Source organism: Pseudomonas sp. SC3(2021), from assembly GCF_019856535.1.
Lineage (GTDB): Bacteria > Pseudomonadota > Gammaproteobacteria > Pseudomonadales > Pseudomonadaceae > Aquipseudomonas > Aquipseudomonas monsensis.
Genome location: NZ_CP082236.1, coordinates 3,438,340 through 3,453,469 on the forward strand (window position 1 = coordinate 3,438,340; position 15,130 = coordinate 3,453,469).

At 60.6% G+C, this 15,130-nt stretch carries 12 protein-coding genes, 2 tRNA genes and 1 pseudogene; 9 read left to right on the forward strand and 6 right to left on the reverse strand.

The features are described from left to right. Positions 1-93: 93 nt before the first annotated feature. Together K5Y35_RS15325 and K5Y35_RS15330 are read left to right on the forward strand one after the other, a co-directional pair. Complete coding sequence (locus K5Y35_RS15325) at positions 94-900, forward strand: DUF4892 domain-containing protein (RefSeq protein ID WP_123466875.1); 807 nt, start codon at positions 94-96, stop codon at positions 898-900. 71 nt (positions 901-971) lie between these two features. After that, positions 972-2,024, forward strand: a complete 1,053-nt coding sequence (locus K5Y35_RS15330; RefSeq protein ID WP_222832285.1) for an AI-2E family transporter — start codon at positions 972-974, stop codon at positions 2,022-2,024. A 1,143-nt stretch (positions 2,025-3,167) separates the two neighbouring features. On the opposite strand, the gene xopAW is transcribed toward K5Y35_RS15330, so the two are convergent. From xopAW to K5Y35_RS15345, 3 genes are all read right to left on the reverse strand, one after another. Beyond that, positions 3,168-4,016 (reverse strand): XopAW family type III secretion system calcium-binding effector, encoded by an 849-nt coding sequence (gene xopAW / locus K5Y35_RS15335; RefSeq protein WP_222832286.1) that lies wholly within the window; start codon positions 4,014-4,016, stop codon positions 3,168-3,170. Positions 4,017-4,159: 143 nt separating this feature from the next. Continuing rightward, positions 4,160-5,209 (reverse strand): sensor histidine kinase, encoded by a 1,050-nt coding sequence (locus K5Y35_RS15340; RefSeq protein WP_123466869.1) that lies wholly within the window; start codon positions 5,207-5,209, stop codon positions 4,160-4,162. Beyond that, complete coding sequence (locus tag K5Y35_RS15345) at positions 5,209-5,970, reverse strand: response regulator (protein WP_371921351.1); 762 nt, start codon at positions 5,968-5,970, stop codon at positions 5,209-5,211. Before K5Y35_RS15345 ends, K5Y35_RS15340 begins: the two co-directional genes overlap by 1 nt. 283 nt (positions 5,971-6,253) lie before the next feature. Here K5Y35_RS15345 and pyrF point away from each other — a divergent pair, with 283 nt between their 5' ends. Continuing rightward, a complete protein-coding gene (gene pyrF, locus K5Y35_RS15350; protein WP_177490680.1) occupies positions 6,254-6,952 on the forward strand; it encodes an orotidine-5'-phosphate decarboxylase in 699 nt (232 codons plus the stop codon). Between the two features lie 124 nt (positions 6,953-7,076). Here the strand turns inward: pyrF and K5Y35_RS15355 are convergent, their stop codons facing one another. Next, complete coding sequence (locus K5Y35_RS15355) at positions 7,077-8,081, reverse strand: NADP-dependent oxidoreductase (RefSeq protein WP_123466863.1); 1,005 nt, start codon at positions 8,079-8,081, stop codon at positions 7,077-7,079. Positions 8,082-8,319: 238 nt separating this feature from the next. Between K5Y35_RS15355 and K5Y35_RS15360 the strand changes: the two genes are divergently transcribed. From K5Y35_RS15360 to K5Y35_RS28250, 4 genes and pseudogenes are all read left to right on the forward strand, one after another. Beyond that, positions 8,320-9,081 (forward strand): SDR family oxidoreductase, encoded by a 762-nt coding sequence (locus tag K5Y35_RS15360; protein WP_123466861.1) that lies wholly within the window; start codon positions 8,320-8,322, stop codon positions 9,079-9,081. A gap of 189 nt (positions 9,082-9,270) precedes the next feature. Beyond that, positions 9,271-10,671 (forward strand): PLP-dependent aminotransferase family protein, encoded by a 1,401-nt coding sequence (locus K5Y35_RS15365; RefSeq protein ID WP_222832287.1) that lies wholly within the window; start codon positions 9,271-9,273, stop codon positions 10,669-10,671. 990 nt (positions 10,672-11,661) lie between these two features. Further along, positions 11,662-11,838, forward strand: a pseudogene (locus K5Y35_RS28245) (HAMP domain-containing protein); the annotation flags it as partial. A 204-nt stretch (positions 11,839-12,042) separates the two neighbouring features. After that, the gene (locus tag K5Y35_RS28250) at positions 12,043-12,747 is read left to right on the forward strand and encodes a methyl-accepting chemotaxis protein (RefSeq protein WP_410055928.1); all 705 of its coding nucleotides are present in this window, start codon (positions 12,043-12,045) and stop codon (positions 12,745-12,747) included. 309 nt (positions 12,748-13,056) lie between these two features. On the opposite strand, the gene K5Y35_RS15375 is transcribed toward K5Y35_RS28250, so the two are convergent. Together K5Y35_RS15375 and K5Y35_RS15380 are read right to left on the reverse strand one after the other, a co-directional pair. Beyond that, the gene (locus K5Y35_RS15375) at positions 13,057-13,320 is read right to left on the reverse strand and encodes a hypothetical protein (protein WP_222832289.1); all 264 of its coding nucleotides are present in this window, start codon (positions 13,318-13,320) and stop codon (positions 13,057-13,059) included. 451 nt (positions 13,321-13,771) lie between these two features. Next, positions 13,772-14,530: a hypothetical protein gene (locus tag K5Y35_RS15380; RefSeq protein ID WP_177490681.1), complete on the reverse strand. Its 759-nt coding sequence runs from the start codon at positions 14,528-14,530 to the stop codon at positions 13,772-13,774. Positions 14,531-14,912: 382 nt separating this feature from the next. Here K5Y35_RS15380 and K5Y35_RS15385 point away from each other — a divergent pair. Further along, positions 14,913-14,988: transfer RNA gene (locus K5Y35_RS15385), tRNA-Glu, on the forward strand. 2 nt (positions 14,989-14,990) lie between these two features. Further along, a tRNA-Gly gene (locus K5Y35_RS15390) sits at positions 14,991-15,066 on the forward strand. Positions 15,067-15,130 lie beyond the last annotated feature (64 nt).

Genomic DNA, 15,130 nt, shown 5'->3' on the forward strand with positions numbered 1-15,130 from the left:
GCTGGTCGGGTTGAAATGGGAGACAACCACGATGGATTGCTATACCGCTGCGACCCCGATCCGCCACGACATGTCTATCCGATGAGCCGGACTATGCGCTCACTCGGTCTGTTGGTGCTGTGCTGTTGCAGTTCCTTGTCATTCGCCGCCGATGTGCCGGGCAGTCAGGATCTGCAAATCGTGCCGCGTCTGGCCGATGCGCAAATCGTCGATTATCGGCCTCCGGTCGAGCTGGAGCGGATCTACCCGTTGGGCTCGATTCGCAAGATCAGCGGGCAGTTGCGCTTCGACGGGCAGGTCACTGCCCGTGGTCAGACCACCTCGGTGACCTACGAATTACCCCCGGAACATTCCGCTACCGAGGCGTTCACCGCCGCCCGTGAAGCCCTGCAAAAACAGGGCGCCGGGTTGTTGTTCTGGTGCCAGGCCCGTGATTGCGGCGAAAGCAGCCTGTGGGCCAACGAGGTGTTCGGCAACGCCAAGCTGTACGGTGCCGACGAGCAACAGGCGTATCTGCTGTTGAGGCTGGCGGCACCACAGGACAACACGCTGGTGGCGCTTTACAGCATCACCCGCGGCAACCGCAAAGCCTATCTGCACGTCGAGCAGTTCGAGGCGATGGCGCCGCTGGGCGAGCTGCTGCCGACCTCGGCGACCTTGCTGCGCCAGCTCAAGAGCACCGGCGAACTGCATTTTCCCCAATTGGTGAATGAGCCCGATGACACCTGGTTACGCCTGATTTCGCGTGGCCTGAACCTCGATACCACCCAGCGGGTGACGGTTTCCGGGCCCAAAGCCGAGGCCTGGCGCCAGGCCCTGATCAATCAGGGCGTGCGCGCCGCCCGGATGGAAACCGGCAGCGTCGACGGCGCTGGCCTGCGCATCGAGCTGTTGCGATAAGCTCTGGCGGGCGAGCACGAACCGCGTGTTCGCCTACTCTTGGCCTGACTGACTTTTTTTCGAGACCTTACATGCTCAATAACGATCGACTGCTGGTGCAGATCCTGCTGCTGGTGTTGTTTGGCGCCAGCCTGTGGGTGATGGCGCCGTTCTGGTCGGCGCTGTTCTGGGGCGCAGTACTGGCGTTTGCCAGTTGGCCACTGATGCGCCTGCTGACCCGCTGGCTGAATGGTCGCGAATCCCTGGCGGCGGCGATCCTGACCCTGGGCTGGATGTTGCTGGTGGCGGTGCCGCTGGTGTGGCTGGGGTTCAATCTGGCCGATCATGTGCGCGATGCCACGGCGTTCATCAAGGATGTACAGGTGGACGGCTTGCCCGAAGCGCCGGCCTGGCTCGGCACGCTGCCATTTGTGGGCGAACGGCTGGTGGGCATCTGGAACAGCATCGATCAGCAGGGCGCGGCCCTGATGGTGTCGGTCAAACCCTATCTGGGACAGGTCGGCAACTGGCTGCTGGCGCGCAGTGCGCAGATCGGTGGCGGGATTCTCGAACTGGCCCTGAGCATTGTCTTTGTGTTCTTTTTCTACCGTGACGGGCCGCGACTGGCGGCGTTTGTTCATGGGTTGCTGCAGCGCTTGATTGGCGAACGCGCGGGTTATTACATCGAACTGGTGGCCGGTACGGTGCAGCGGGTGGTCAACGGGGTAATCGGGACGGCGGCGGCACAGGCCGTGCTGGCGCTGATCGGGTTTTTGATTGCCGGAGTTCCCGGGGCGTTGGTGTTGGGGATCGTGACGTTTCTGCTGAGTCTGATTCCGATGGGGCCGCCGCTGGTCTGGGTACCGGCCACGGCTTGGCTGGCGTGGAAGGGTGAGTATGGGATGGCGGTGTTTCTCGGGATCTGGGGGACGTTCATCATCAGTGGCGTGGATAACGTGCTCAAGCCGTATCTGATCAGCCGTGGCGGTAATCTGCCGTTGGTGATTGTGTTGCTAGGGGTGTTTGGCGGGTTGATTGCGTTTGGGTTTATCGGGTTGTTTATTGGGCCTACGCTGTTGGCGGTGGCTTATAGTTTGTTGACGGATTGGAGTAAGAGTCAGGTTCGGGTTGAGGATCGGCGTTGATTTTTTTGGGCTTTTTTGGGGGGGGGGCATATCCGTTGCTGCGGTAATGGCGGCTTAGGGTTCCGCCCTTACGGCGGGTCACTTTTTCCAGACGCCGGAATGCCGGCCCAGCGAAAAAATAACCAAAAAGGCTTTACCCTGACGTTCGGCCCTCGCCTAGGCTCGGGTCCCTTCGCTCCGGGATCCATCCGGGGGCATCGCCTCCGGTTTGCTTCGCTGCACCTCCTCTCGATGTGTTTGGCTTCGCCAAACGGTCGCTACGCTCCCACCCCCGGATCAATCCCTCCACTCAGCCTGCCGACGGGCCCTCAGATCAAAAGCGGTACTCGAGCTAACGCTCATCGTGTTGAGTGGTGAGAAGCAAGGGCTGTGTGCTGCCTTTGCTTTTCTGTGGGAGCTGGCTTACCAGCGATGGCGGCCTGACAGCCGACCAAGCTCTTGCAGACTGCCCACGATCCATCTGTAGGAGTGAGCCTGCTCGCGACGGCGGCCAGCCAACCAACCAATCCCTAACCGAATGCCTCCAACCCACTGTGGGAGCTGGCTTGCCAGCGATAGCGGCCTACCAGCCAACCAACCTCTTGCAGACTGCCCGCGATGCCCCTGTAGGAGTGAGCCTGCTCGCGAAGGCGGCCTGACAGCCGACCAATCCCTAACCGAATGCCCCCAATCCGATGCAAGCTCCCGAAAGCTGCAATCTTTTGATCTGGCTTTGGCTTTGGCTTTGGCTTTGGCTCTGGCTTTTGATGTTGCTTTTGATCTGCCACCCCATCGGCAGGCCGAGCGGAGGTGTTCATCAGGGGGGTAGGCGCGCAGCGCCGTGCGGCGAAGCCGCATTCATCGAGAGGAGGTGCAGCGAAGCAAACCGGAGGCGATGCCCCCTGGTGGACACCGTAGCGAGGGAACACTGAGCCCCAGCGAAGTGCCGTACGTCAGGGGAAGCCTTTTTGGTTACTTTTTCGGCGTCTGGAAAAAGTGACCCGCCGTAAGGGCGGAACCGTAATCAGCAACACCCGCAGCAACGGATATGCTCAAAAACCCCCAAACCCCAACCGAATTCCAACCCAATAACTGCCGAATACTGCGCACTCCAGCTCCCAAAAAAAACCAAAAGATCGCAGCCTTCGGCAGCTCACACAGCCATTACGTGGCAACGTTGAGATATTTGCCCACCGGTGCCGTACTGGTCAGTGAATACTGCTTGCTCAGGTTGGCAATCATACGGTTTAGCGCTTCGGCAGTCGTCTGCGCAGAAGCCGTCTGCTCTTCATCCGGCCGTTCACCACCTGCCTGTAAAGCGGCTTTCAGCTCATCACTGCTGACACCGCCACTGCTGTCGCTGTCCAGCACCTTGAGCAGCGCGGCGCTGTTGTCGGTGCTGGTGGTCGAGGTGCTGTCGCGGGTCTGCAGCGCGCTGCTCAGTTCGGTAGCGGTCACGCTGCCGTCGCCATCGGTGTCGAGCTGGCTGAACAGTTCGTCACTGTTCGCTTCTGGCGGTGGAGGCGGCGGGGTCAGGCTGGCGGTGAGTTCGTCCTGGCTGACAGTACCGTCCTTGTTCTTGTCCAGGGCCGAGAAGATCTGGTTGCTGTCGGCGCTACTGCCGGCGCTGGTCAGGCCGCTGCTCAGTTCGTCGCTGCTGATGGCGCCGTCGCTGTCGGTGTCGAGGGCGCTGATCAGGGCGTCGGCCAGTTCGGTGTTCGGGGCCTGGTCGCGGGGCGGTGGCGGCGGGGTCATCGCGGTCATTTCTTCGGCGCTGAGGCTGCCGCTGCCGTCGCTGTCCAGATCACCGAACTGTTTGCTCAGGTTGACCAGCAGGCCATCGTCGGATTTCTCAGACAGGGCGCTATTCAGTTCGTCCTGATTCACCGCGCCGTCGCCGTTGCTGTCGAGTTTGGCGAACAGTTGCTTTTGCAGTTGCTGGCTGCGGGCGTTTTGCGTGGAGGTGCTGCTGGTACTGGTATAGCTCGTGTAGTTGCTGACGCTACCGATCATCGGACTCACTCCCTGGGATGGAAAACCGGTGGTGTACCGGCTTATGCAGACTCAAGGGGCAACGTGTCCTGGGTGTTTGGACTTTGTACCGGTGGTTACACAGATTGGCAGCGCACGCAAACCTACAACGATCGGTGGTGTTCTCAGGTGCGCGGCAGGCGGATGATGGCGGTCAGGCCGCCGCCGGGTGTTTCTTCCAGATTCAGCTGCCCGCCCAGCCGCTGCGCCGCCTCGCGCGCGATGGTCATGCCCAGACCGACACCGCCGGAGTTGCGGTTGCGCGAGCCTTCCAGGCGATAAAACGGTTCGAACACCGCCTCACGTTTGTCTTCGGCAATCCCCGGGCCGTGGTCGATCACGCGAATCAGCAGTTGCTCGCGCTGATCCTGCAATTCGATGCGTGCCTGTCCGGCATAGCGCAAGGCATTGTCCATCAGGTTGTTGATGCACGAGCGCAAGGCCATCGGCTGCACGGGCAACGGTGCGCAGTGGCCGCTGACCTGCACGTCCGCGCCCTGGTCCTGAGCGTTTTCGCAGAGCGATTCGACCAGGGCCTGCACGTCCATCAATTGCAGCGCCTCGCTGGTGCGCTGTTCGTGCAGGTAGGTGAGGGTGGCGTCGAGCATGTCGATCATGTCGTTCAGATCCTGACGCATCTGGCTTTGCAGCTTGTCGTCGCTGATGTTTTCCAGGCGCAGTTTCAGGCGTGACAGCGGTGTGCGCAGGTCGTGGGAGACGGCGCCGAGCATCCGCGCGCGTTGCTGGACCTGTTCGCGAATGCGTTGCTGCATCAGGTTGAAGGTGTGTGCCGCTTGCCGCGCCTCCCGTGGGCCGGACTCGTCCAGCGGCGGGCTGTCGAGGTCTTCGCTGAGGCGCTCGGCGGCGTCGCTCAGGCGCTGGATCGGTCGACTGAGCAACTTGGCGCCGTACCACGCGGCAATCATCAGGGTGATGAACTGAAACGTCAGGGGCACCACCGGGCCCCCGAACCATGGGCGCGGTGGGTGTGGCGGGTAACGAAGGTCCCGTGGCAGCGGCTGCCCCTCGGCATTTTGCGCAAACTCCGGGGGCGGTGGTGGGGGCGGTGGACCGTAATGGTGAAACCAGGCAAAGGCCAGCAGGTGCGCTAGGACAATCGCCACGAACAGCACGCCAAACAGGCGGCCGAACAACGTGTCGAAGCGCGCTCGCATCAGCCGATGTCCCTGGCGTCGAACAGGTAACCCTCACCGCGCACGGTTTTGATCAACTGCGGTGCTTTGGGATCGTCGCCGAGTTTCTGCCGCAGGCGCGACACCAGCAGATCAATGCTGCGGTCGAACGCTTCGATCGAACGACCACGGGCGGCATCGAGCAATTGTTCGCGGCTCAGTACCCGGCGCGGGCGTTCGATGAACACCCAGAGCAGACGGAATTCGGCGTTGGACAGTGGCACCACGAGGCCGTCGTCGGCGATCAACTGGCGCAAGACGCTGTTCAGGCGCCAGTTGTCGAAGCGAATGTTGGCTCGCTGCTCGGTACGGTCGTCGCGCACCCGGCGCAGGATGGTCTGGATCCGTGCCACCAGCTCCCGTGGTTCGAACGGTTTGGCCATGTAGTCGTCGGCGCCCAGTTCCAGGCCGATGATGCGGTCGGTGGGTTCGCAACGGGCGGTGAGCATCAGAATCGGGATGTCCGATTCGGCGCGCAGCCAGCGGCATAGCGACAAGCCGTCTTCGCCAGGCAGCATCAGATCGAGCACCACCACGTCGAAATGCTCGGCCAGCATCGCCTGACGCATGGCTGCGCCGTCGGTGACGCCGCTGGCGTGAATGTTGAAACGGGCCAGATAGTCGATCATCAACTCACGGATCGGCACGTCGTCGTCGACGATCAGGGCGCGGATGCTCCAGCGCTTGTCGTCTTTATGCTCATCCGTCATGGTGCTTTGGGTGTTGTGCATGGGGCTGTTCATCTGCCAGTAGGCCGCCAACCACAAAGATGGGCTGCGAGGTGGTGGTTTCAGCATAGGCGTCCTGCCGTGAGGCGGGAAGTGCTGATGTAAGGACGTGTTGCGGCTGGCGAGGCTAGCGTGGGCGCTTGTTGGCGGCGTGTCGGTTGTGTATCGGGATCGACACAATAGCAGCGAGCGCTATGCTGATCACGGCCGGCGCGACGATTTACCGATCATCGGGTGCCGCGCCGCCGCCGGTTCCGCTACAATGCGCGCCGATTTCGACTTGCCTGAGAGCCCATCCATGTCCGCCTGCCAGACTCCTATCATCGTCGCCCTGGATTTCCCCACCCGTGACGCCGCACTGAAGCTGGCCGACCAGTTGGACCCGAAACTGTGCCGGGTCAAAGTGGGCAAGGAACTGTTCACCAGTTGCGCCGCGGAAATTGTCGGCACCCTGCGTGACAAAGGCTTCGAGGTGTTCCTCGACCTGAAATTCCACGACATTCCCAACACCACCGCAATGGCCGTGAAAGCCGCTGCCGAGATGGGCGTGTGGATGGTCAATGTGCATTGCTCCGGTGGCCTGCGCATGATGGCGGCCTGCCGTGAAGAGCTGGACAAACGCAGCGGCCCGCAGCCATTGCTGATCGGCGTGACCGTGTTGACCAGCATGGAGCGCGAGGATCTGGCCGGTATCGGTCTGGACATCGAGCCACAGGAGCAGGTGCTGCGTCTGGCGGCGCTGGCCGAGAAGGCCGGAATGGACGGTCTGGTGTGCTCGGCGCTGGAAGCCACGGCACTGAAAACCGCGCACCCGTCGCTGCAACTGGTGACCCCGGGGATTCGCCCGGCGGGCAGTTCGCAGGACGATCAGCGTCGCATTCTGACCCCGCGTCAGGCGCTGGATGCAGGTTCCGATTATCTGGTGATCGGCCGTCCGATCAGCCAGGCGGCGGATCCGGCCAAGGCACTGGCTTCGGTCGTGGCCGAAATCGCCTGAGCAAACACCGCAAAACCCGTAGGCGTGAGCCTGCTCGCGATCGCGGTGTATCAGTCAACATTGCCGTTGCTTGATACACCGCGATCGCGAGCAGGCTCACTCCCGCAATTGTCGGGTGGTGGCCTCAGACTTTCAGCACCAACTTGCCGAAGTTCTCCCCGCTGAACAATTTCATCAGCGTTTCCGGAAAGGTCTGCAGACCTTCGACGATGTCTTCCTTGCTCTTGAGCTGCCCCTTGGCCATCCAGCCGGCCATTTCCTGTGCAGCACTGGCGTATTGCGCCGCGTAGTCCATTACCACAAAGCCTTCCATCCGCGCACGGTTGACCAGCAGCGACAGGTAGTTGGCCGGGCCCTTGACCGCTTCTTTATTGTTGTACTGGCTGATGGCGCCACAGATCACCACCCGTGCCTTCAGGTTCAAACGGCTCAGCACCGCGTCGAGGATGTCACCGCCGACGTTATCGAAATACACGTCGACGCCTTTCGGGCATTCGCGTTTAAGCCCGGCGATCACGTCTTCGTTCTTGTAGTCGATGGCGCCGTCGAAGCCCAGTTCATCGACAAGGAATTTGCACTTGTCGGCGCCACCGGCAATGCCGACCACGCGGCAGCCTTTGATCTTGGCAATTTGTCCGGCAATGCTGCCCACCGCACCCGCGGCACCCGAGAGAACCACGGTGTCGCCCGCCTTCGGTGCGCCCACGTCGAGCAGGGCGAAGTAGGCGGTCATGCCGGTCATGCCCAGCGCGGACAGATACACCGGCAGCGGCGCCAGTTTCGGATCGACTTTATAGAAACCTCTGGGCTCGCCAAGGAAATAATCCTGCACACCAATGGCACCGTTGACGTAGTCCCCGACCGCAAAACCCGGATTGTTCGAGGCAATCACCTGGCCGACACCCAAGGCACGCATGACTTCACCGATGCCCACCGGTGGAATGTACGATTTGCCCTCGTTCATCCAGCCGCGCATGGCCGGGTCGAGGGACAGGTATTGGTTCTTGACCAGAATCTGGCCTTGCGCCGGTTCGCCGACCGGCACTTCCTGATAGGTGAAAGTCTCGCGGGTTGCGGCACCCACCGGGCGTTTGGCGAGCAGGAACTGGCGATTGGTCTGGGAAGTCATGGCAGGCACTCAAACGGAATGAAGCCTTGTTGATAGACCTTCATCGACGATGTCGCAAGGTTGGCTGCCGGGGCGAATGCTGGTCGATCCAGTGCAGTGATAGTCACCCTCACAGGTTTATCACTGTGACGCATGGGCACCTAAACAGCCGTTTGATAGTGCTGACGCCCGACAGCCCCCGGTGGCTATGCTGCAAGTCTGCACACCCTCTGCATCCAATCCCTTCGAGGACATAACAATGAGCATGACGTTTTCCGGTCAGGTTGCCGTGGTCACTGGCGCTGCCAACGGCATCGGCCGCGCGACCGCCCAGGCGTTCGCCGCCGAAGGTCTGAAAGTAGTGGTGGCCGATCTGGACACGGCGGGGGGCGAAGGCACCGTAGCGCTGATTCGTACAGCCGGTGGCGAAGCGACCTTCGTGCGTTGCAACGTAACCGTTGAAAGCGAAGTGAAAAGTCTGATGGACGAGGTGATCAATACCTACGGTCGTCTTGACTACGCCTTCAACAATGCCGGTATCGAAATCGAGAAGGGCAAGCTGGCCGAGGGCTCGATGGACGAGTTCGACGCGATCATGGGCGTCAACGTCAAAGGCGTCTGGTTGTGCATGAAGTATCAGTTGCCGCTGTTGCTGGCTCAGGGCGGCGGCGCGATCGTCAACACGGCGTCGGTGGCCGGCCTCGGTGCGGCGCCGAAAATGAGCATCTACGCCGCCTCGAAACACGCGGTGATCGGCCTGACCAAGTCGGCGGCCATCGAATACGCGAAAAAGAAAATCCGCGTCAACGCAGTGTGCCCGGCGGTGATCGACACCGACATGTTCCGCCGCGCCTATGAGGCGGATCCGAAGAAAGGCGAATTCGCCAACGCCATGCATCCGGTCGGCCGTATCGGCAAGGTCGAAGAAATCGCCAGTGCCGTGCTTTATCTGTGCAGCGACGGTGCGGCGTTCACCACTGGGCATTCCCTGGCGGTGGACGGCGGCGTGACCGCGTTCTGAAACCGTCCTGCCAGAAAACAACCCGCCTGCGTGCGGGTTTTTTTATGGGTGCGGATCGGTTCCATTAAACCGCTAAACAATGTGTATCAAAGGGTTAGAACGGGGGCTTTTGACGGCGTTGTCGCACAGCCTGTGCGTCGCGGCTGTGATTTACTGCGGGCAGCAAAACGGACAGGAGTTTGCTTGCTCATGGAATTGAGAATTGACCGACAGGCAATGGTGCCGGTGGTGCAGCAGATTGTGGATGGATTGACGGGATGGATCCTGCAAAATGACGTACCACCGACGACCCGACTTCCCTCCGTGCGGCAAATCGCCCGCGACAATCTGCTGAGCCAGTCGTGTGTCGTCGAGGCGTGCGAGCGGTTGGTCTCGCAGGGGGTTCTGAGTGCGCGTCAGGGCGCGGGGTTTATCGTCGCTGCAACGCCATCGCTGTTGAGTGTCGAGGATGAATCTGGCTTGCTGGAGAGCCAGCAGGCCAGGTGTGGTGCGGTGTGTGGCGGCCCCCGTGGCCTGAAGCTTGGAAGCGGTGGTTTGCCGCAAAGCTGGCGTGAGCCGGACGACCTCAGCTACGCACTGCGTGAAGTGGCGCGCACCGACATGGCCAGCCTGTTCGACTACAGCTCGCCACTGGGCCTTCCGGCGCTGCGCGAGCAGATCGCCAAACGTCTCAAACTGTTCGATATCGAGGCGCGCAGCACCCAGCTGATGAGCACCAACGGCGCCAGTCATGCACTGGATCTGATCGTGCGCACATTGTTCAAGGCCGGTGACTGCGTGGTGGTCGAGACACCCGGCTATCCAGGGTTGTTCGACCTCCTGCGCTTGCATGGGCTGCGCATGCTCGAAGTGCGTCGCACGCCGAGCGGGCCGGATGTCGAGGCGCTCGAGGCGTTGCTGCGCCAGTATCGGCCCCGCGCCTTGTTCGTCAATAGCCACCACCACAACCCCACCGGCAGTTGCCTGACACTGGCCATCGCCCAGCGTCTTGTGCAATTGAGCAAAACCTACGATGTGCGCTTGATCGAAGACGATGTCTACGCCGATCTGCATACTGGCAACGGTACACGCCTGGCCGCGCTGGACGATGAGGGGCGGGTGATTTACGTGGGCAGCTTTTCCAAGACTCTGAGCAGTTCGCTGCGGGTCGGATTTGTCCTGGCCGACCGCGAACTGCTGGTGCGCCTGGCCCAGGTCAAGATGATCAGTGGCCTGGGTGGCAGCGGGTTCTCCGAGGCGGTGCTGGCCAGCCTGATGGCGTCTGGCGCGTATCGCAAACTGGTGCAGCGCCAGCGTCAGCGCTTGAATGCCGACCGCGCGGCAGCACTGCAGGCGCTGGAGGACGCCAATTGGCAGGTTTTCGGCAAGCCGACGGGCGGGTTGTTTATCTGGGCGCGTGCGCCGCTGGCCGATCCAGTCCGCGTACGAACGCAGGCGCAACGCAGCGGCGTGTTGCTGGCCGCCCCGGAGGCGTTCAGTCCCAGTGGTGAGACCAGCGACTGGCATCGGATCAACATCGCCTTCGCCTGCGATCCACGCGCCCGGCAGTTTTTCCGCAATACCGGTGTGGATCGACCTCCAGTGTTCTGAAAACGACGCAGACCTAGCTTTTTGCCATTATTCCGACGCCAGAGACTTGTGCCGGTGATTGGCCATTGCGAATCTTCGTCAACAGACTAAGGCAGAGGGCTACGCGCAATGATTTCGGCCGTGCAAGGACGTTTTGCCAACCTCGGTATGGCGAAAAAACTGGGTGTCGGGTTTGTGCTGGTTTTGCTGCTGACCGCTTTGGTGGCAGCCATCGGTGTCTGGTCCCTGCAAACCATCAGCCAGCGCTTCGAAGGGCTCAAACAGATGTCCTCGCTCAACAGCGGCCTGCTCAAGGTGCGTCTGCTCGAGCAGGAATACGCCTTGCGCGGCAATCCGAAAACCGCCGATGCCTTGCGCAAGGGGGTGGACGAGCTGGTCGCTCAGGCCAACGAACTCAAGGCGCAATCGCCGGCCTACGTGACAGTGATGACGGATGTCGAGCAGTCGCTGGGGGCTTATCGCAAGGCGTTCGATGAATTCGTTTCGTTGACCCAGGCGAAGGACCTTGCCCTGGAAATGGCCAGTTGGTCGGTCTCCAGCGTGGCCAACAACCTCGATGTGTTGCAGGCCGGGCTGGCCGATGATGGCGCGTATACCTTGAAAGACACCGAGGGCAAGGACGGTGCGCAGTTTATCGAGCAGGCCGGGCAGGTCAGTCAGGTGTCGATGCTGATGCTGCAAGCGATGAACGAGGCGCGGGTGCGTCTGGATCAAAGTCGCAAAGGCGATGCCGACAGTGCCGGCAAGGGCAATATCGAGCAAGCGGCGCAGGCGCAGACGCAGGCCGAGGCGCTGAAGTTGACGGTCAAGGACGAAGGCTATCTGACGGTGCTCAACGAAGTCTCCGGGCACATTGCCGGCTTCAACGACAAACTGGCCGAATACACTGGGCTGCTGACCCAGGAAAAAACGGTCTACGAGCAATTGCATCAACGTGCCGCACAAGTGGTGGAGCGGGTGGATCAAGCGTCGGTCGCCGAAGACGCGGCGATGCAGGCCGAACTGAAGAAAAACTCGCTGTTGATCATCGGCTCATCGGCGCTGGCGTTGCTGGTCGGGTTGATTGCCGCGTGGGTGATTACCCGGTTGATCGTTGCGCCGCTGCGCAGTGTGATTCAGGTTGCGCAGCAGATCGCGGCCGGTGATCTGAGTGCGACGGTGCAGGTCAACCGTCGCGACGAAATTGGCCAGTTGATGCTGGCCATGCAGCAGATGGGCGCCGGGCTGAGCACGATTGTCAGCGGTCTGCAGGCGGGGATCGAGCAACTGGCGAGCTCGGCGCAATCGCTGTCGGCGGTGACTGAGCAGACCAACCTTGAGGTCAGCAGTCAGAAGGAAGAAACCGAGCAGGTCGCCACCGCCATGAACCAGATGACAGCGACGGTGCATGATGTCGCGCGCAATGCCGAAGAAGCGGCGCTGGCGGCGCAGACAGCGGATGACAAGGTTGAGAGCGGTCAGCAAGTGGTGCGCCAGAGCATGGCGCGGATCGAGCAGTTGGCGGATTCGGCGACGTCGGCCAGTTCCAGCATCGACAGCCTGAGTGCGCAGATCCAGAACATCGGTACGGTGCTCGAGGTGATCAAAAGCGTCGCCGAGCAGACCAATCTGCTGGCGTTGAACGCGGCCATTGAGGCGGCCCGGGCCGGGGAGCAGGGCAGGGGCTTTGCAGTGGTGGCCGATGAGGTTCGCGCATTGGCCCGGCGTACGCAGCAATCGACCGAGGAAATCGAGCGCCTGGTCAGTGCGTTGCGTGCGGCGGCGCATTCCTCGGTGCAACAGATTCAGAGCAGCGGTGAACTGGTGAAGCTGGCGGTCAGCGATGCGCTGCAGACCGAGAGTGCGCTGGGCAGCATTGCGGCGGCAGTGTCGTTGATTCAGCAGATGAATCAGCAGATTGCGGCGGCGGCCGAGGAGCAGAGTTCGGTGGCTGAAGAGATCAACCGCAGTGTCACGAGTATTCGGGCAAGTGCGGATCAGTCTTCGCTGGCGATGCAGGGGAATGCGGCTTCGAGTGTTGAGCTGGCTCAGTTGGGGAGTGAGCTTAAGGGGATGGTTGGGCACTTTCGGCTTTGACTTGGCGGCCTCTGGGCCGCTGCGGGATTCATCCGGGGGCATCGCCTCCGGTGTGCTTCGTTGCACCTCCTCTTCGATGTGTCTGGTTTCGCAAGACGTCCCCGGCTGAATTCCACCACTCAGCCTGTCGTTGGGACCTTGCAGATCAAAGTCAAACGCAGGCGAGCTGCCACTCGGCCTTGTGGCAGGTTCGGTCATTGCGCGAGCCCGTCTGTCAGCCCGGTATTTTCCTGACGAAGGCATTCTCTGCAGGCGCTGCCAAAGGTTGTGGACTTGGCATTGCCTGCGCTTACCTGTTTCGGTTTTGGTTTATCCGAGAATGGGGCTTGTGTCGCTTTCGAATGTTTTGTACGGGGGGACAAGGCTGATGTGGGTGATGGCTTGATGGCGGATGACTTCTGTCTGGTTGGCTCGAAGAGTCGGGTTTTGGATGATTACGGTGACGGTATCAATGCTGACGATTTTTGCGTAGCGGCTGGTGATGCTGTTCTGAAAATCAAAATGCCCTTGCAGATAAACTTTATTGCCCGGACCGATGGCAGTGAGTTGCGACTGTGCAGCTAGGTTGTCCATAGTGACGTGTCCATTTTGTTATGAATGAAGGTTGCCAAATATGCGATCTCGTGAATTCAACTGAAAAGATCGAATGGGCTTCCAGGCAGTTCTGTTCGACAGCCATTCTGGGCAGCGGATTTGAGTGGAAACAGAAGACCACTCCTCTTTATCTGTAGGGTGTTTCTCTGTTTTCTCGGGGGGATAAATAAGCAGTAGCGCAGAGGGAGGTGTGTTTCAGCTTCGAAATGTTTAACGCGTGTACCGAGTTTGCTGTGTGTGGGAATGATCAACCCTGTGGGCTGGCTTGCCTGCGATGGTGGCCTCCCGCCCGACCAGATACACCCGGTCCCCCTGCGGTAGCGAGCCTGCTCGCGAAAGCGCCCCGACATTCATCCAGTCCCTATCGGGTTCACAGCCGCGAGCCCACAAAAAAGCCACCTCTCGGTGGCTTCTCTTTCAACATCTGCAATCAGTCGTAAATCACTTTCTTCTTCCAGTCCGCATCGGCTTCGACGTCTTTGAGGCCGGCGGTCAGTTGGTTTTCTTCGCCTTCAACCGGGGCGATTTTGTCCATGACCTGGGCGTTGGCGCGGGCCAGCAGTTTTTCCAGATATTGCAGTTGTTCGGAGTACATCTGGGGATCCTGCTGTTTGCGCAGGTATTGCACGCCGCGTTCGAAGGCGAGGCGGGCCTGGCCGGGCTGGTTTTGTTGCAGGGACTGTTGGCCGAGGTTGTTGAAGAACTCGATATGCAGCAGTACCAGGATGTGGCGGACTTCGCGGACCCACTGTTTGGCTTCGTTCGGCGGCAGGAAACCATCGTGGGCGGCGCGGGTGATCTGGCCGTGGAGGGCTTCAAGGAGGAAGCGTACGTCCTTGGCCTTGGCTTCGGTCAGGATCGGCGCTGGCGGGTTGTTGACCGGAATCGATTCGCCCTGGGCCACCAGCGCGCTCAGTTCGGTGATGCGGGCCTTGGTCGTGGCGCTGGTTTTTTCCAGGTTCAGCAGGCGCTGGCAGACGTTCAGTTCCAGGCGGGTCAACAGCAGTTTCAGTGCCGGGGTCATGAATTGGCCGGGGAAGGTCTCGGTCAATTCGCCACAGCGGCGCAGGCGGTCATTGAGTTCGACTTTGGTGCGGGCCTTCTCCAGTTTGTTGTTTTCCACCACATGGTTCATGTAGCCAATGGCGATCAGAATTGCGATCCCGGCTATGACAAGCAGGGTGATCATGAGTGGTGTCACCGGTAAGACCTCTTTATAGGGTTCGCATGCGAGTGTAGTGGTTGGCCTTTTAGGTGCCTAGCACCGCTCGACGTGTTGATTCGGCAGGTTCAACCTGTATCGGCCGCGCATGGCTTATATGAATGCTGGCGCTTGATGTGCAGATTGCCATCACTGGGGTGGACTATAACGCCTTGGCGAGTGGCGGAATATAGGCGTCAATCGTCGGGCGACGCAAAACCCCGATTGCTCCCGTAAACGACGTCGAAGTCATTGATTTAAATAAATTTATATCTGGGGGTTGACGACCTTCCAATCCATCCATAGAATGCGCGCCACTTGCAGCGTAAAGCACACAGCGAAACGCGGCAGGGAGTGAATGTTGTAGCGTGTCCCCTTCGTCTAGTGGCCTAGGACACCGCCCTTTCACGGCGGTAACAGGGGTTCGAGTCCCCTAGGGGACGCCAATGCGGGAATAGCTCAGTTGGTAGAGCACGACCTTGCCAAGGTCGGGGTCGCGAGTTCGAGTCTCGTTTCCCGCTCCAATTTTAAACAGCACTGCTTTCGGGCGGGGCTGAGTGAAACCAGAACCAAATCTCAGGATGCGGA

What these genes read in the sequence shown, in the direction of transcription:
- K5Y35_RS15325 (WP_123466875.1), top strand. Translation starts at nt 94, where the DNA reads ATGCGCTCACTCGGTCTGTTGGTGCTGTGCTGTTGCAGTTCCTTGTCA.
- K5Y35_RS15330 (WP_222832285.1), top strand. Translation starts at nt 972, where the DNA reads ATGCTCAATAACGATCGACTGCTGGTGCAGATCCTGCTGCTGGTGTTG.
- xopAW (WP_222832286.1), bottom strand. Translation starts at nt 4,016, where the DNA reads ATGATCGGTAGCGTCAGCAACTACACGAGCTATACCAGTACCAGCAGC.
- K5Y35_RS15340 (WP_123466869.1), bottom strand. Translation starts at nt 5,209, where the DNA reads ATGCGAGCGCGCTTCGACACGTTGTTCGGCCGCCTGTTTGGCGTGCTG.
- K5Y35_RS15345 (WP_371921351.1), bottom strand. Translation starts at nt 5,970, where the DNA reads ATGAACAGCCCCATGCACAACACCCAAAGCACCATGACGGATGAGCAT.
- pyrF (WP_177490680.1), top strand. Translation starts at nt 6,254, where the DNA reads ATGTCCGCCTGCCAGACTCCTATCATCGTCGCCCTGGATTTCCCCACC.
- K5Y35_RS15355 (WP_123466863.1), bottom strand. Translation starts at nt 8,081, where the DNA reads ATGACTTCCCAGACCAATCGCCAGTTCCTGCTCGCCAAACGCCCGGTG.
- K5Y35_RS15360 (WP_123466861.1), top strand. Translation starts at nt 8,320, where the DNA reads ATGAGCATGACGTTTTCCGGTCAGGTTGCCGTGGTCACTGGCGCTGCC.
- K5Y35_RS15365 (WP_222832287.1), top strand. Translation starts at nt 9,271, where the DNA reads ATGGAATTGAGAATTGACCGACAGGCAATGGTGCCGGTGGTGCAGCAG.
- K5Y35_RS28250 (WP_410055928.1), top strand. Translation starts at nt 12,043, where the DNA reads ATGACAGCGACGGTGCATGATGTCGCGCGCAATGCCGAAGAAGCGGCG.
- K5Y35_RS15375 (WP_222832289.1), bottom strand. Translation starts at nt 13,320, where the DNA reads ATGGACAACCTAGCTGCACAGTCGCAACTCACTGCCATCGGTCCGGGC.
- K5Y35_RS15380 (WP_177490681.1), bottom strand. Translation starts at nt 14,530, where the DNA reads ATGATCACCCTGCTTGTCATAGCCGGGATCGCAATTCTGATCGCCATT.